At 62.1% G+C, this 15,560-nt stretch carries 13 protein-coding genes; 6 read left to right on the top strand and 7 right to left on the bottom strand.

Translation table 11 applies throughout. The annotated features are described in order from the left end of the window. Positions 1–7: 7 nt before the first annotated feature. A complete protein-coding gene (locus ACU8HS_RS12315) occupies positions 8–1,261 on the bottom strand; it encodes a sarcosine oxidase subunit beta family protein (RefSeq protein ID WP_112563695.1) in 1,254 nt (417 codons plus the stop codon). A gap of 239 nt (positions 1,262–1,500) precedes the next feature. Between ACU8HS_RS12315 and ACU8HS_RS12310 the strand changes: the two genes are divergently transcribed. Beyond that, a complete protein-coding gene (locus ACU8HS_RS12310) occupies positions 1,501–2,532 on the top strand; it encodes a FecR family protein (RefSeq protein WP_447014485.1) in 1,032 nt (343 codons plus the stop codon). Between the two features lie 4 nt (positions 2,533–2,536). On the opposite strand, the gene ACU8HS_RS12305 is transcribed toward ACU8HS_RS12310, so the two are convergent. Then, complete coding sequence (locus ACU8HS_RS12305; protein ID WP_113412895.1) at positions 2,537–4,708, bottom strand: adenylate/guanylate cyclase domain-containing protein; 2,172 nt, start codon at positions 4,706–4,708, stop codon at positions 2,537–2,539. A 310-nt stretch (positions 4,709–5,018) separates the two neighbouring features. On the opposite strand from ACU8HS_RS12305, the gene ACU8HS_RS12300 reads away from it, so the two are divergent. The 5 genes from ACU8HS_RS12300 (at position 5,019) to ACU8HS_RS12280 (ending at position 10,996) form a co-directional block, all read left to right on the top strand. Continuing rightward, positions 5,019–6,647 carry an adenylate/guanylate cyclase domain-containing protein gene (locus ACU8HS_RS12300; protein ID WP_112703744.1) on the top strand — a complete coding sequence of 543 codons (1,629 nt, stop codon included), beginning with the start codon at positions 5,019–5,021 and terminating at the stop codon, positions 6,645–6,647. A 179-nt stretch (positions 6,648–6,826) separates the two neighbouring features. Next, positions 6,827–7,039 carry a 30S ribosomal protein S21 gene (rpsU, locus tag ACU8HS_RS12295; RefSeq protein WP_003585885.1) on the top strand — a complete coding sequence of 71 codons (213 nt, stop codon included), beginning with the start codon at positions 6,827–6,829 and terminating at the stop codon, positions 7,037–7,039. Positions 7,040–7,177: 138 nt separating this feature from the next. Continuing rightward, on the top strand, positions 7,178–8,044 hold the full coding sequence (locus tag ACU8HS_RS12290) for a tetratricopeptide repeat protein (RefSeq protein WP_112703745.1): 867 nt from the start codon (positions 7,178–7,180) through the stop codon (positions 8,042–8,044). Between the two features lie 26 nt (positions 8,045–8,070). Beyond that, positions 8,071–9,144 carry an NAD(P)/FAD-dependent oxidoreductase gene (locus ACU8HS_RS12285; protein ID WP_447014484.1) on the top strand — a complete coding sequence of 358 codons (1,074 nt, stop codon included), beginning with the start codon at positions 8,071–8,073 and terminating at the stop codon, positions 9,142–9,144. 208 nt (positions 9,145–9,352) lie between these two features. Next, complete coding sequence (locus tag ACU8HS_RS12280) at positions 9,353–10,996, top strand: sensor histidine kinase (protein ID WP_447014483.1); 1,644 nt, start codon at positions 9,353–9,355, stop codon at positions 10,994–10,996. A gap of 168 nt (positions 10,997–11,164) precedes the next feature. On the opposite strand, the gene ACU8HS_RS12275 is transcribed toward ACU8HS_RS12280, so the two are convergent. From ACU8HS_RS12275 to ACU8HS_RS12255, 5 genes are all read right to left on the bottom strand, one after another. Continuing rightward, positions 11,165–12,559, bottom strand: a complete 1,395-nt coding sequence (locus ACU8HS_RS12275; protein ID WP_113412891.1) for an NAD(P)(+) transhydrogenase (Re/Si-specific) subunit beta — start codon at positions 12,557–12,559, stop codon at positions 11,165–11,167. A gap of 10 nt (positions 12,560–12,569) precedes the next feature. Next, positions 12,570–12,968, bottom strand: a complete 399-nt coding sequence (locus tag ACU8HS_RS12270) for a proton-translocating transhydrogenase family protein (protein ID WP_007817406.1) — start codon at positions 12,966–12,968, stop codon at positions 12,570–12,572. Continuing rightward, complete coding sequence (locus ACU8HS_RS12265) at positions 12,968–14,116, bottom strand: Re/Si-specific NAD(P)(+) transhydrogenase subunit alpha (RefSeq protein ID WP_447014482.1); 1,149 nt, start codon at positions 14,114–14,116, stop codon at positions 12,968–12,970. Before ACU8HS_RS12265 ends, ACU8HS_RS12270 begins: the two co-directional genes overlap by 1 nt. Before the next feature lie 105 nt (positions 14,117–14,221). Beyond that, a complete protein-coding gene (locus ACU8HS_RS12260) occupies positions 14,222–14,446 on the bottom strand; it encodes an aa3-type cytochrome c oxidase subunit IV (RefSeq protein ID WP_112563679.1) in 225 nt (74 codons plus the stop codon). Between the two features lie 268 nt (positions 14,447–14,714). Then, positions 14,715–15,467: an N-acyl amino acid synthase FeeM domain-containing protein gene (locus tag ACU8HS_RS12255; protein WP_447014481.1), complete on the bottom strand. Its 753-nt coding sequence runs from the start codon at positions 15,465–15,467 to the stop codon at positions 14,715–14,717. Positions 15,468–15,560 lie beyond the last annotated feature (93 nt).

Raw genomic sequence — 15,560 nt, 5'->3', positions numbered from 1 at the left:
CCTCGTGTCAGTGCGCAACGGCAGCGGCAGCTGCCTCGTCGATCAGGCGGCCGGTGCGGAAGCGCTCCAGCGTCAGCCCGGCATTGAACTTGTGCGGTTCGTCGCGGGCGATCAGATGGGCAAAGAGATTGGCCGAGCCGGGTGTGGCCTTGAAGCCGCCGGTGCCCCAGCCGCAATTGACGTAAAGCCCCGGAACCGGCGTCTTCGACTGGATGGCCGAACGGTCGGGCGTATTGTCGACGATACCCCCCCATTGGCGCATCATCTTCACGCGGCGGAACATCGGGAAGAGCTCGCAGATCGCATCGAGCGTATGCGTGATGATCTGCAAGCCGCCGGTCTGGGAATAGGAATTATACTGGTCCGTGCCGGCGCCGATGACGAGTTCACCCTTGTCGGATTGCGAAATATAGGCATGCACCGTGTTCGACATGACGACGCAGGGAAAGATCGGCTTCAGCGGCTCGGAAACCAGCGCCTGCAGCGGGCTTGATTGCAGCGGCACTCGCACGTCCGCCATCTTCATGACCGTCGTCGTGTGGCCGGCAGCCGACACGCCGATCTTCTTCGCGCCGATGAAACCCCTGTTCGTCTCCACGCCGGTCACGCGACCGTCGGGACCGCGGCGGATACCGGTCACTTCGCAATTCTGGATAATGTGGACGCCGCGATCGGACGCCGCACGCGCATACCCCCAGGCAACCGCATCGTGGCGCGCCGTACCGCCCCGGCGCTGCAGGGCGGCCCCATTGATCGGGTAACGCGCCGTCGCCGAAATATCGAGCGGCGGGCAATAGGCCTTGGCCTGTTCCGGCGTCAGCCATTCATTGTCGATGCCGTAGAGCCGGTTGGCATGGATATGCCGCTTGAAGCTCTGCATGTCGTGAACATTATGCGACAGCATCATCACGCCGCGCGGCGAATACATGACATTGTAGTTGAGCTCCTGCGACAGCCCTTCCCAGAGCTTCATCGAGTGCTCGTAAATGTGCATGCTCTCTTCATAGAGATAGTTGGAGCGGATGATGGTGGTGTTGCGGCCGGTATTGCCGCCGCCGAGCCAGCCCTTTTCCAACACCGCCACATTGGTGATGCCGTGCTCCTTGGCGAGGTAATAGGCCGCGCCGAGCCCGTGACCGCCCCCGCCGATGATGACGACGTCATATTCGGGTCGCGGCTCCGGCGAGGTCCACTGCTTTTCCCAGCCCCTGTGCCCGCGCAGAGCCTCCCGCGCTACGGCAAAAACCGAATATTTCCGCATCCGCCATCATCTCCTTCAGGCAAAGGCATTTTCGTCGTGGCCATACAAATCGCAAATCGAATTGCGGCACAACGGTTCTTTTGCGACGTGAAAGAGCTTTTGTTTTGACACGACGGGCAGCATGACGCGTCCATTGCGCTATCGGCCTTCGCAGGTGCGGCATAACCCTTTTCTCACCCAACAGGGCAGGCAGAACGGGCCTGCAGTAAATGTTAGTATCCCCTCATGTGGGGTGAAAAATGTCGGGTTGGCGCAGTTTATGGATCGCGGGCATCTGCTTCGCGCTGTCAGGCGCGTGGCCTGCGCTCGCCGCTGAACCCGTCGGCCAGGCCACCCTCATCAGGACCGAAGTAACGGGACAGGGCGGGCCGATCGTCGTCAATGACGAGGTCCACCGGGACGAGCGCATCCGCACCTCCCAATCGGGGCTCGGCCAGTTCATCTTCCGTGACGGCACCAAGCTTGCCGTCGGCTGGGGTTCGTCGGTCGTGATCGACAAATATGTCTTCGACGATTCCGACTCCGTCAGACGCCTCTCCATCAAGGCCGCCAAAGGCACGTTCCGCTGGGTGAGCGGCAATTCGAAATCCTCCGCCTATCAGATCCAGACCCCAGCCGGCACGATTGGCGTGCGCGGCACGGCTTTCGATTTTTATGTCGGCCCTGACGGCACGACGGCCGTCGTACTGCTGAACGGCGCGGCGAGTTTCTGCGGTCCGGGCGGCTGCCGGCAATTACAGCAGCGTTGCGATTGCGTCATTGCACGGCCGAACGGCAACATGACGGATGCACGACCTGTCAACACCAGTGTGCTGCAGACATTGGGCAATCAGCGCGCCCTTCCCTTCCTCTCCGGCAATCAGAGTTTGACGGGCGGCCTCGGCCTGCTCGGCGGCTGCCGGATGGCCTCTGTTGAGCCGGAGCGCAAGGACCGTCTGCGCCGGGAACCACAGGCACCGGAGCCCGCCCCACAGCCCCGGCAGCAGCCCCAGAAACAGGATGATCCGCCAAAGCAGCGACCGGAAAAGCCGCACCATGACAAGCCGCACCATGACAAGCCGAAAGGCGGCTGGCACGACAAACATGACAATCATGGCTGGAAGGATAAGCACGACCGAAACCACCACCATGACGGCTACGGAAAACCGGACCACCGGCACGACGCACCTGGCAAGCCGGGCGTCGCAGGAGGCGGGGATCGCGACCATGATCGGGATCAGGGCCGAAATCGCGGATGGCGCGGAAACGGAAGCCGGGACCGCAGTCGCTGAGCGACTATTCGACGGCACGCTTTTCCGGCAGGCCGATCTCCTCCCGGAAATGATCGTTCCTCCCCGAAATGCTCTCGTAGAATTCCGTGAGACCGGGCAGCACCTGTAGCCCGGCAAGCCTGGCTGCGCCGATCAGCTTGCGGCTGTTTCTCGAACGCTCGCGCAAGGCGCCCATCACCTCCTCATGGACGAGATGCAGGGCGCCGAATTCCGGCGAGGCCGCGACCTTCTCGTCGCCGACCACGGCGAAGATCTGCGTCCGGCTGCTCTTTCCCTTGAGCGGAACAGCGCCAGCCTCCAGAAGCGCCGCCCCGTTCTGCGCCCGCGCCGTGCTGTCGGAGATGAGGATATCGAACCCGACGTCCTTGCAGCAGGATTCGATGCGCGCCGCGACATTCACGGCATCGCCGACCGCCGAATAGTTGAAGCGTGTCTTCGCGCCCATATTGCCGACACAGGCAAGGCCGGTATGGATGCCGATGCCGATCCGCACCTGCCGGCCGCTGCCGAAACCGAAAGCATCTCGAGCGTTGAGTTCGGCGAGCGTCTCACGCATGGCAAGCGCCGCCCGGAGCGCCTTGGCCGCATGGTCCGAAACATCGACCGGGGCATTCCAGAAAGCCATGATGGAATCACCGATGAACTTGTCGAGCGTTCCCTCGTTCCCCACGACATGGCGGCTGAGCGCATCGAGCAGCGTATTCAAGAACTGGACGACGGCAATCGGCGTCAGTCTTTCGCTGATCTCGGTGAAATTGCGCACGTCGACAAACATCATGGTCAGTTCGCGCTCGTCTCCGCCGAGCTTCAGCGCGTCGGGCGTGTGCTCGATCCGGTGCAGCAGCGAGGGGGAAAGATAGTGGCCGAAAGCGCGCCGCACCTCCCGCCGCTCCCGGTCTATGACAAGGATGCGGAAAGATGTTGCCGCAAAATGCGTGATGGAACCGCTGACGATCGGCGCCAGCGGATCGAAGAGCAGGCCGGCATAGAGAAAGCAGAACCACGAGGCGGCAAGCGCCATCGCGGTGATCGCAAGGCCGCAGACCAGCGCCACGGCCGGGCTGACGAAGGTGGTGATGATGACGAGCAGGAGGCCGAGCACGGCAATAGAGACGATCTCCAGCCCGTCGGCCCAGTCCGGCCGCGACAGGTAGCGGCCGGAAAGGATCTGCTCGACAGTCTGCGCCTGCAGCGAAACACCCGGCACGTTTTCCCCGAGCGCGGTGGTGCGAATATCCTGCAGCCCGACTGCCGAAGTGCCAATGAAGACGATGCTGCCTTCGATCTGCGCGGCGACATCGGGAGCCACTCCGCCGGCGGCAAGCAGCTTTCCGGCCGAGACATAACGCTCTGCCCGGTTCGGCGTCACATAGAGCCAGATCTCCCCGGCAGCAGTCAGCGGAACGATGAAATCGCCGATCTTCGCGGAGGTGATGATCCCCGCCCGGTCGGGCGCCCCAGCCAGTAGATAGGTCGAGGCACCCTGCGCGACACGCAACGCCTCGATCGCAAGATTGGGATAAAACTGCTCGCCGTCGCTGAGGAACAGCGGCACCGCGCGCACGACGGATGAGGGACTGCCGGGATTGAGACTGACATGGCCAAGCCCTGCGGCATTCGCCTCCAGCCCCGGCCGAAGCGGGGTCGAAGCGTCAAGATGCGGAGGTGCGCTGAGCGGGCTTTCGCCGGTAAAGGCGAAGCCCGCCTTTACCGGCGGCTTGTAGTTGCCCGCATTGGAAAGGCCGAAGCCGAGAACCACGGGCTTTCCTTCGATCGATTGTGCAAAGATCGCGTCGTTGTCGGGCAATTGCGCCGCCAGCGACGGATCGATCCCTTCCACCTCCCGAAGGACGTTGCGTGGGGACATCCGGTCGGGCTCGGCGAAGATGACGTCAAAGGCGATGGCCGCCGCGCCCATCCCGGAGAGACGATCGACCAGCATGGCCAGCCTGTCGCGCGGCCACGGCCACTGCCCGAACTCCCGCAGGGAAGCCTCGTCGATATCGACCACGCGGACCGGCATCGCCTCGAAGCGGCGCGGCACGATGCGCTGATACTCGTCGAAGGTAACGTCGCGGACCTGCCTCAGCACGGGCGGATCGCCTGCCCGGAACATAGTAAGCGCGGCCACAATGGTCAGGCCGATCAGCACACCGATCTGCTGCAATCGCGTCATGCGGTCCCGCCTCCCCTCGAGCCGGCTCCGGGAGCCATCCCGTTGCGGGCAGGCTACGCCTGTTTGAAGCCAAAGACCATTCGCTCATGTTCACAAGCTGAAAAACAAAAAGGAGGCGCTGCAGAATCCTGCGATCGGCGCCGGCCGGGCATCGTCGCTGCGATGCAGCTGCAACACGGCTGGAATTACGTCCAGATTTGGTCCTGGCTTTCGGCTCGACCGTTGAGCACCGGTCTTGCCGCGCGTGCGGCGAAATGGTTCTGTCTCTTTGGGGACGTTAACAATTCGATCGATCTCGAGGGGATGAGCCATGGCAGATCCGCAAGGAGCAACCACGGCAACAACTGCGCAAAATGCGGCCTCGGCTGCCCGCAGAAGCGGCTATTGGCTGATCGCCGTCGTGCTGGCGATGCTGGCCGGGCTGCCGCTCGCCGTCTGGCTCGACATCAGCGACCTGTCCGAGAGCGCCCTGCGCCGGCAGGCGCGGGACATGAGTTCGCTCGTAACCAGCATACGCTCCTACTATTCGGCGAATGTCGTCGGCCGGGTGCTCGCCGCCCATCAGGCGGGCGACGTCAGCAGCACGGTCGTCTCGCACAATTATGCCAATATTCCAGGCGCCATACCGCTGCCCGCCACGCTTTCGCTGGAACTCGGCGACGTCATCAAGGAACAGCAGGCCAACATCACCTATCGCTTCCTCTCCGACCTGCCTTTCAGGAATCGCGCACCCCACGATCTCGACGGTTTCGAGACGGCCTCGCTCGCATCCCTGCGCGCCAATTCGAGCCAGACTCTGACCGATCTCACCCGTGTCGGGTTTACCGATACGCTGCGGCTCATCACGCCCGTGATCATGGGCCAGGCCTGCGTCGCCTGTCACAATACGCACCCTGAAAGCCCGAAAAAGGACTGGAAGGTAGGCGACGTGCGCGGCATCCAGGAAGTCATCATCCGCCAGCCCTATGCGAGCAACGTCCTCGCGTTCAAATATCTGCTCTGCTACTTCCTCTTCGTCGCCATCATCGGCATCAGCTTCGTCGTTCTGCAGCGCCAGCAGACGCGCATCATCCACAGCGCAAACCGCGATCTCGAGGCTGCAAACGAGTTCCTCGCCAGCGTTTCCCTGAAGATTTCGCGCTATCTCTCGCCGCAGATCTACAAGAGCATCTTCAGCGGACAGAAGGACGTGGTCGTCCATACCGAGCGAAAGCGCCTGACGATCTTCTTCTCCGACATCAAGGATTTCACCGCCACGACCGAGCGCCTGCAGCCGGAAGCGCTGACGGAAATGCTGAACGAATATCTGACCGAAATGTCCACGATCGCGCTCAAACACGGCGGCACGGTGGACAAGTTCATCGGCGATGCCATGCTCGTCTTCTTCGGCGATCCGGAAACCAAGGGAGCGGAAGAAGATGCCAAGGCCTGCCTGCGCATGGCCGTAGACATGCAGCGCCGACTCGGCGAACTGAAAGAGAGATGGCGCCGGAACGGCACCGAAGAGCCCTTCGTGGTGCGCATGGGCATCAACAGCGGCTATTGCAATGTCGGCAATTTCGGCAGCAGCGACCGCATGGACTATACGATCATCGGCGCGGAAGCGAACCTGGCCGCGCGCCTGCAATCGATCGCCCAGGGCGGCGAGATCGTCATCAGCTACGAAACCTACGCGCTGGTGAAGGATATCGTCGATGCGCACCCCCTGCCGCCGATCACGATGAAGGGCATCCAGCGGGAGATCGTACCCTACGCCGTGGACGGGCTGATGCTGGGCGCCGATCACAAGAGCCGCGTTTTGAGCGAACACCTGGCGGGCCTCGACCTGCATCTGGACATGGCGCGGCTTGAGCCGGCCGACCGCTCCCGCGTCATCGCCGCGCTGAAGGAAGCAATCGCCGCCCTGGACGAAACCAGGACCGAGACGGCGCATTCCTAGCGTCGCAAGGGCATTCACGGGATTTTTCAGCCCGATCGCATATCCCGTATGGACTTCATTCCGTCGATCTGGTATCCCGCATCACCAATCGCAAGGCTGCGGCCGCGCGAACGTTATTTTTTTGCCCGAGGCGCTGCGCCGCCTTTCGGCATCAACCAAACCAAAGGAACGTGATTCTCGTGCAGGTACTTGTCCGCGATAACAATGTCGACCAGGCTCTCCGCGCTCTCAAGAAGAAGATGCAGCGCGAAGGCATTTTCCGCGAAATGAAGATGCGCGACTACTACGAAAAGCCGTCGCAGAAGCGTGCTCGCGAAAAGGCTGAGGCTGTTCGTCGTGTTCGCAAGCTGGCCCGCAAGCGCGCTCAGCGTGAAGGTCTGGTTGCACGCTAAGGCGGTGCCGTCGTTTTTTCGACGTTTTCAGATGCATGTGTGGCGGGGGCGATAGGTTTCGCCGCCGCCTTTTTAGTTTGCCGCTGAAGATTGCATATCCGCCTCGCCGGATATGATGCATGGGGAAAGCGAGCCCGAATGGCTGTCATGAACTTCTATCCGTCCCGCTCCTTGCGTTCGCAGAAATCCGTCATACTTGCCTCGCTGGCGCTTGCCGCTGCGCTTGGCCTTGCCGGCTGCGAAACGACCAATACATCCGATGCCGTGATCCGCATCGACAAGGCGCAAGGCTCCCAGGAAAACATCGCATCGCTGACGGCGGTCATCAACGCCAATCCGCGCGATCCCGAGGGCTACAATGTCCGCGGCTCGGCTTACGGCCGCGCCGGCGAATTCCGCAAGGCGCTCGACGACTTCAACACCGCGCTGCAGCTCAACCCGCGTTTCTTCCAGGCCTATGCAAACCGTGCGCTGGTCTATCGCAACATGGGCCAGCAGCCGCAGGCGATCGCCGATTACAATGCCGCCCTGCAGATCAATCCGAGTTATGATGTCGCCTATATCGGCCGCGGCAACGTCTACCGCATGGCCGGCCAGGACGATCAGGCCTTCAACGATTTCTCACGCGCGATCCAGCTCGGCACGACGGATGGTCGCGCCTATCACAATCGCGGCCTGATCTATCAGAAGCGCAATCAGCAGGATAAGGCGATCGACGATTTCTCCAAGGCGATCTCGCTCTCGCCGAATTCGCCCGAACCCTATAACGGCCGCGGTATTTCCTATATCGCCCTGAATGACGACGACAACGCGTTCGCCGACTTCAACCACGCGATCGAACTCAACGGCAACCTCGCCGAATCCTGGGCAAACCAGGCTCTCGTCTACGAGCGCCGCGGCGAGAAGGACAAGGCGATCCGCTCCTATCGCCATGCTGTCGGCCTCGATCCGAAGTACCAGCCCGCCCGGGATGGACTTGCCCGTGTCGGCGGCACCACCGGCTGACGGATGATTGGCAAGAGGCGGCGACGATGGCAGCGAAACAGCATGTGATCATCGTCGGCGCCGGCATCATCGGCGCCTCGATTGCGTGGCATCTCGCTCGCAAGGGCGCAGCAGTCACCGTCATTGGCGAAGAACGCGGCGGCGTGGCGACGCCTTGCTCCTTCGCCTGGATCAACGCCAGCTGGGGCAATCCCGAATTCTATTTCCATTTCCGCCGCCGGGCGATGGCCGAGTGGAAACGGCTGGCCCGCGAACTGCCCGGCCTGCCGCTCGCCTGGTGCGGCAGCCTCTCCTGGGATATGCCGGCAGCCGATCTTGAAACCTATGCCGATGAGTACGGCCGGTGGGGCTACGGCATCAGCCGGCTGAACCGGGAAGAAAGCGCGCTGCTCGAACCCGGCCTTGGCGAATATCCCGATTTCGCCCTCCATGTGGCAGAAGAAGGCGCGGTCGAGCCTGTCGCCGCCGCACGTTTGCTGCTTGCGGATGCCGAAGCGCGCGGCGCCACGTTCGTTCATGCCACGGTCAACGGACTGCTGCAGAGCGCCGGACGAATCGTCGGCGCCGTGACGTCGGAAGGCGTGCTTGAAGCCGATCATGTCGTGCTGGCCGCAGGCGCAGGTTCGGTTCCGATCGCGGCCTCGGCGGGAGTCACATTGCCGCTCTCCACCCCGGCCGGCCTGATCGTGCATTCCCGCCCCGTCTCGAAACGCTTGAACGGCCTCGTCATGACGCCGCATCTGCACATGCGCCAGACGGCGGAAGGCCGGATCATCGCCGGCTCGGATTTCGCCGGCGGCGATCCCGGCCAAGATCATCGGGCAAGTGCGGCGGACCTCTTCGCCCGTGTAAAGGCGACCCTCATCGACAATGCCGATCTGAAACTCGATTTCTTCACCGTCGGCTATCGCCCGACACCGGCTGACGGTTTTCCCATCATCGGAAATGCCGGCCTGCCCGGTCTCTATGCCGCGGTGATGCACTCCGGCGTTACGCTTGCTCCGCTTGCGGGCCTGCTTGCTGCCGACGAACTTGTGTCAGGCCAGGGTGACGAAAGCCTCGGCCCCTTCCGGCTGCAGCGCTTCGCCGACGCAGGATAACCCATAAAAATCGACGATTTTGCACCTGACTATTTTAGTAGGTTGCAACGCAATGCCCCGGCCCCTAACATGACCCTGCTTTGATAGCGGGCTATTGGGCGATACGAATGTGAGGGCGTTGGCGATTGATGCGGATTCTTGCTTTCGTTAGACCCTGCGAAACCGAGCTTCCCCAGCATCAAGGCCCGGCAGTCCGGAGGCGACATCGATGAGGTTCGCCGCACGCCTTTTTCCGAAAGCTTCGATCGGAACCTATCTCGTCGCCATGGCCGTGGCGATCGCGCTGCCGATCTTCGCTTTCGTCGCCCTTCTGCTGATGCAGCTGGAAGACAACCAGCGATCTACGCTCAAGCGCGAAACCGCGCAGGATGCACTCGCCCTCTCACGCACGATCGACCGTCAGCTGCAGGATATGGCGACGACGCTGCGCCTGCTGTCCTCCTCGCCGGAGCTGGAAAGCGGCGACTACGAATCTTTCTACAATCGCACCGAAACAGCGCTGCGCGGCGATACGCTTTATGTCATCGCCGTCGACAGGACCGGACAGCAGTTTCTGAACACCCGTCGCCCCTTCGGCACGCCGCTTGGCAAGACGACGAACATCGCGGCTCTCGAAGCGGCGATGAAGTCCGGCCGTATCGAAGCCTCCGATGTCTTCAAGGGCGTAACGAGCGGCATGTGGGTCTATAACGTCACCCTGCCGCGAGACGAAGATCCTGTCGCCGCATTGATCATTACCCAGAATGCGAACGACCTCGCCAAACTCGTCACCACGGAGGGCCTTGCCTCCGGCTGGTCGGCGGCGGTGATCGATCAGGGCGGCCATGTCGTAGCAAGCCGCGGCCCTGCCAATCTGCAGCCGGGCGAACCTTTCGACCCGCGCATCCTGCCTTCGCTCGTCGCCTCAAGCGGCGTCTTCGAAGACAGCGATATTCTCCCGCATGCCCTGCTGGGTTATGCGCAGATTTCCGGCTGGTCCTGGAAGACTGTCGTATGGGGACCGATCGCCACCGCACAGGCGCCGATCCTCAGCACCTGGCGCTTCCTGCTGATCGGCGGCCTCGTGCTGCTGCTGGTTGCCGTACTCGCCACCTATGCCGTCGGCCGCCAGGTCCGCTCCACGATCCGCGAGATCGCCGACATGGCGAACCGGCTCGGCGACGGCCATATCGTCTCGCCGGTCGAAACCAGCGTCATCGAGGCCAATCAGGTGGCGATTGCGCTTTCCAACGCCTCTTTCGATCGCAGCCAGAGCGAAGACCGGCTGCGCTTCGTCATGCATGAGCTGGTTCATCGCACCAAGAACCTGCTGACGCTCGTTCTCGCCATGATGCGCCAACTTTCCAAGCAATCCGACAGCGTCGAGACATTCCGGCTGGCGGTCGCCCATCGCCTTGAAGGGCTTGTACGTTCGATCGAGCTGCTGACGGGCGAACAATGGTCCGGGGTCTCGCTGCATCGTGTCATCGATATACATCTCCAGGCTTTCCCGCAGGCCCGCGAGCAGGTGGAAATCGATGGCGCCGACTTTGTCCTCAAGCCCGACGCCGTGCAGAATCTCGGCCTGGCGCTGCACGAGCTCGCCACCAATTCGGTAAAATACGGCGCGCTCTCCGTGCCACAGGGTCGTGTGCGCTTCGAATGGCAGCCGATAGAAGACGACATGCTGCGTTTCACCTGGACTGAAAGCGGCGGCCCACCGGTCAAACCGCCCGCACGCACCGGTTTCGGCACCACCGTCATCAAGGCGCATGCCGCTTCGGCTTTCCGCGGCACGGTCGATGTCGATTTCCGCCCGGAGGGTCTCGTCTGGATCCTCACCGCCCAGCGCGGGATGATGGAGCGCGAGTAGCCCAGCCGGAACAATCACGGCAACCGCTATTTCGAGCAGGTCGTTCGAAAGGAGAAGGACCATGTTCGGGAAAACCGTGATTGCCGCGGCGGTCGTTTCGGCTGCAGCCTGGGCCGGTTCGGCCGCAGCGCAGTGATAAATGAAAAACCCGCCGAAGCGGGTTTTTCATCAGTGGGCGATTGCCTTGTTGATCTCTTCCGTCACCTTCTTGGCGTCGCCAAGCAGCATCATCGTGCCGTCCTTGTAGAAAAGCGTGTTGTCGATGCCGGCATAGCCCGAGCCGAGCGAGCGCTTGACGAAGAGGCAGGTCTTGGCCTTGTCGACGTCAAGGATCGGCATGCCGTAGATCGGCGAGGTCTTGTCGTCGCGCGCCGCCGGGTTGGTGACGTCGTTGGCGCCGATGACATAGGCGACGTCGGCCTGGGCGAATTCCGAGTTGATGTCCTCAAGTTCGAAGACTTCGTCATAGGGCACGTTGGCCTCTGCAAGCAGCACGTTCATATGGCCCGGCATGCGTCCGGCGACCGGATGGATCGCGTATTTCACTTCCACGCCGTTCTTCTTGAGATTGTCGGCGAGTTCGCGCAGCGCATGTTGTGCCTGCGCCACCGCCATGCCGTAACCGGGCACGATGATGACTTTCGAGGCATTCGCCATCAGATAGGCCGCATCCTCGGCCGAACCGAGCTTGACCGTCTTGTCCGAGCTATCCGCCGCGCCGCCACCCGTCTCGCCGCCAAAACCGCCGAGGATGACGGAGATGAAGGAACGGTTCATGCCCTTGCACATGATGTAGGACAGGATAGCGCCGGACGAGCCGACCAGCGCGCCGGTGATGATGAGCGCCAGATTGCCGAGCGTGAAGCCGATGCCGGCAGCAGCCCAGCCCGAATAGGAGTTCAGCATCGACACGACGACGGGCATGTCGGCGCCGCCGATCGGCACGATCAGCAGCACGCCGAGTGCCAGCGACAGTGCAACGATCGCCCAGAAATCGAAATGGCTCTCGGTCGCAGCGAGCCCAATGACGAAGAGCACGATCAGCACCAGCAGGGCGATATTGATCAGATGCCGGAAGGGCAGCAGGATCGGCTTGCCGGACATGCGCCCGTCGAGCTTCAGGAAGGCAATGATTGAACCGGTGAAGGTCAGCGCGCCGATCGCCACGCCGATCGCCATTTCGATGCGCGCTTCGGTATGGATCTGGCCGATCTCGCCAATGCCGAACGAACCCGGCGTGTAGAGCGCCGATGCGGCGACCAGTACCGCGGCAAGGCCGACCAGCGAATGAAAGCCGGCGACGAGCTGCGGCATCGAGGTCATGGCGATGGTGCGGGCAATATAGGCGCCGGCACTGCCGCCGATGGCAAGGCCGAAGATGATGAGCACGAAGCCGCCGAAGTTCGGCGTCGCCAGCACCAGCGTCGTGAGGATCGCGATGCCCATGCCGATCATGCCGTAAAGATTGCCCTTGCGGCTGGTGGCGGGATGCGAGAGGCCGCGCAGCGCCAGGATGAAGAGGACGCCGGAGATGAGATAGAGGAAGGCTGCGATATTGGTCATGCGTGCGGCCTCACTTGTCCTTCTTGCGGTACATCGCCAGCATGCGCTGCGTGACGAGGAAGCCGCCGAAGATATTCACCGAGACCAGCACGAGGGCCACGAAACCGAAACCGGTCGCAAGCCCGCTGGTCGAAATGCCGACCGCAAGCAGCGCGCCGACGACGATGACAGAAGAGATCGCGTTGGTGACAGCCATCAGCGGCGTATGCAGCGCCGGCGTCACCGACCAGACGACATAATAGCCGACGAAGATCGACAGCACGAAGATCGCGAACTGGAAGACAAAAGGGTCGATCGCCCCGCCGGTTGCGGCACTTGCCGCTTCCGGTGCCTGGGCTGCCGCAGTGATGACTGCGGTGACGGCCTGGTCGAGCTGCTCCAGCGCCTTGTCCATTGCTTCACTGGCCATCAGTTATCCCCCTTCTTGGCGCCGCCGAATGCCGGATGAACGACGTCGCCCGCATAGGTCAGCATCGTCGCCTTGACGAGCTCGTCCTCGAGGTTGAGCACGACCGATTTCGTTTCCTTGTTCACCATCGTCTCCAGGAAGGTGACGAGGTTCTTGGCGTAGAGCGCAGAAGCGCTGGCCGCCACGCGGCCCGCCATGTTCGCAAAGCCGATCACCTTCACGCCTTCGACATCGGCGATCTCACCGGCCACGACGCCTTCGATATTGCCGCCGCGCTCGACCGCGAGATCGACAGCGACCGCACCCGGCCTCATCGCGGCCAGCATGGCGCGTGAGACAAGCCGCGGCGCCGGACGGCCGGGAATGAGGGCCGTGGTGATGACGATATCCTGCTTGGCAATATGTTCGGCCACGAGTGCCGCCTGCTTCGCCTGATAGTCGGCGGACATTTCCTTGGCATAACCGCCGGCCGTTTCCGCCGCCTTGAACTCGTCGTCCTCGACGGCGATGAATTTCGCGCCGAGCGATGCAACCTGTTCCTTTGCCGCGGGGCGAACATCCGTTGCCGAAACGGCAGCACCGAGACGACGCGCCGTCGCGATCGCCTGCAAGCCGGCAACGCCCGCCCCCATGACGAAAACCTTGGCGGCAGGAACGGTGCCGGCCGCCGTCATCATCATCGGCATGGCGCGGTCATAGACGACTGCCGCCTCGATAACCGCCTGATAGCCTGCGAGATTTGCCTGCGACGAAAGCACGTCCATCGACTGTGCGCGGGTAATGCGCGGCATCAGTTCCATGGCGAAGGTGGAAAGGCCGGCGCGGGCCATCGCGGCGACCGCTTCGTCATTGCCATAGGGATCCATGATGGCGATGACGACAGCACCGGTCTTGTAGCCGGAAATTTCTCCTTCGCTCGGCCGGCGGACCTTGAGGATCACATCGGCGGACGCCGCATCTGCAAACGTGCCGATTGTGGCACCTGCGGCTTCGAATTCACTGTCCGGAATGCGCGACAGCGTTCCGGCGCCCGCTTCGACGACGACATCGAAGCCTAGCGACCTTATCTTTTTCACCGTTTCGACGGACGCGGCAACGCGTGTCTCATCGCCAGTGATTTCCTTTGCTACGAAAACGATATTGGCCAACTGCCCCCTCCTCCGGGTCAGCTGGACCGTCGCAGGCTGCTTGCCTGCGCGGGCCAAGCATCTACATCACAAAGTTCGGAAGACCTTGTCTTCCCGCGAGCCGTTCTAGCGGAGCAGGAAGATGCCGGCGACGAGGATGATGAGGAAGACGAGGATGCCGCCGAGGAAACCGGCGCCGCCGAAGAAACCGGCAGTCATGGCAAGCATCAGGGCGACAAGAACCATCGTTCCGTATTTCGTGCCGGTAATGAACATGTTGTAGGTCTTTTCATGTTCGCTGTAGTCCATCGGCGCGCCGGTCTCGACCGGTCCGGTATGATGTTCGGCCATGAATATCGTCTCCCTGAAATGCCTTAGCGCTACCTGATTCCCCCGCCTCGGCGAGGCAAATCCCCTACCCGCAGGGATTACACAATGACAGGCGAAAGCGCAATGCATGAGAATGCCGCAGGCGCGCCCCGCAGCAACCCCATCCGGACGAAAAGACGACCGCAACGGCCGGATGAAATGAGGTCACGCGACAGAGGCGGTATTCGGCCGCCGCCCACCCCTCATCTGCGCCTACGGGCATCGCCTCTCGATCGCGAAGAAGGGGAAATCACAGCGGCAGATCGGTGCCAAGTTCGCCTGGCGGCACGAAACGCGCCGTCGGAATGATGGTGAGGGGCGGCAGCGTGTCGTTCGGATTGCGCGAAAACATCATGCGCTGCTCGCTCGCGCTGGAGATGAAGAAGGGGTAGCGCGTCAACAGCTTGCGTCCGACCTCGATCACATTCGTCGCCATCAGCGTCACGTCGACCCCGTAACTTTCCGCCAGTCGGCCGGGCACGATGGTATCGGCATAGAAGACCCGCTTGTAGAAAGCGGCATGCGGAGGCCGGACGGACTGAATAACGCGGTTGGCGCGGAAATACGCAGCCGCAACGATGGCGGGTCTGAGCGTCAGATAGGGGATCCATGGCATGTTGGCGGTGATCTCCGGATCGGCCGCGAAACGCGCCGGGTCGATCAAGGTCAGCCCGGCATCCAGAAGCTCATCCATCGCCTCCGGAAAGGCCTCTCCCGACCGGCTGACGCGATGGTCGGGCGTTACATGGTGAATACGGATCGTACTGACCAGTTCGCCGTAATAGTAGAGACCGAAGATATAGGCATGGCTGTCGAAATCGACATCGTCCAACAGGCCGCCCGGGGCAAGCGACAGTGCGTCGTGGGCCTTGTAGGCCTTGTAGCGCAACCGTTCCACCTCTTCCATGTCTTCGCTGCTTTCGACGCGGCGATATTCGACATTATCAAGAATTTCGAGGACCTTCTTCGAAAAGTCGCTCGCATTCAAAGGGACAGACGCCATGATGCACCCCGTTGTTAACGGGTCATTAATCATGCCTCATTCGTTAAAGTGCAAGATTTGACGAAAGTTTTGGGCGTATTTGAATTATTAAGG

This window comes from Rhizobium sp. KDH_Rht_773_N (assembly GCF_052946295.1).
Note: the sequence above shows the minus strand (reverse complement) of the source record. Positions and strands in the feature narration are given on the sequence as shown.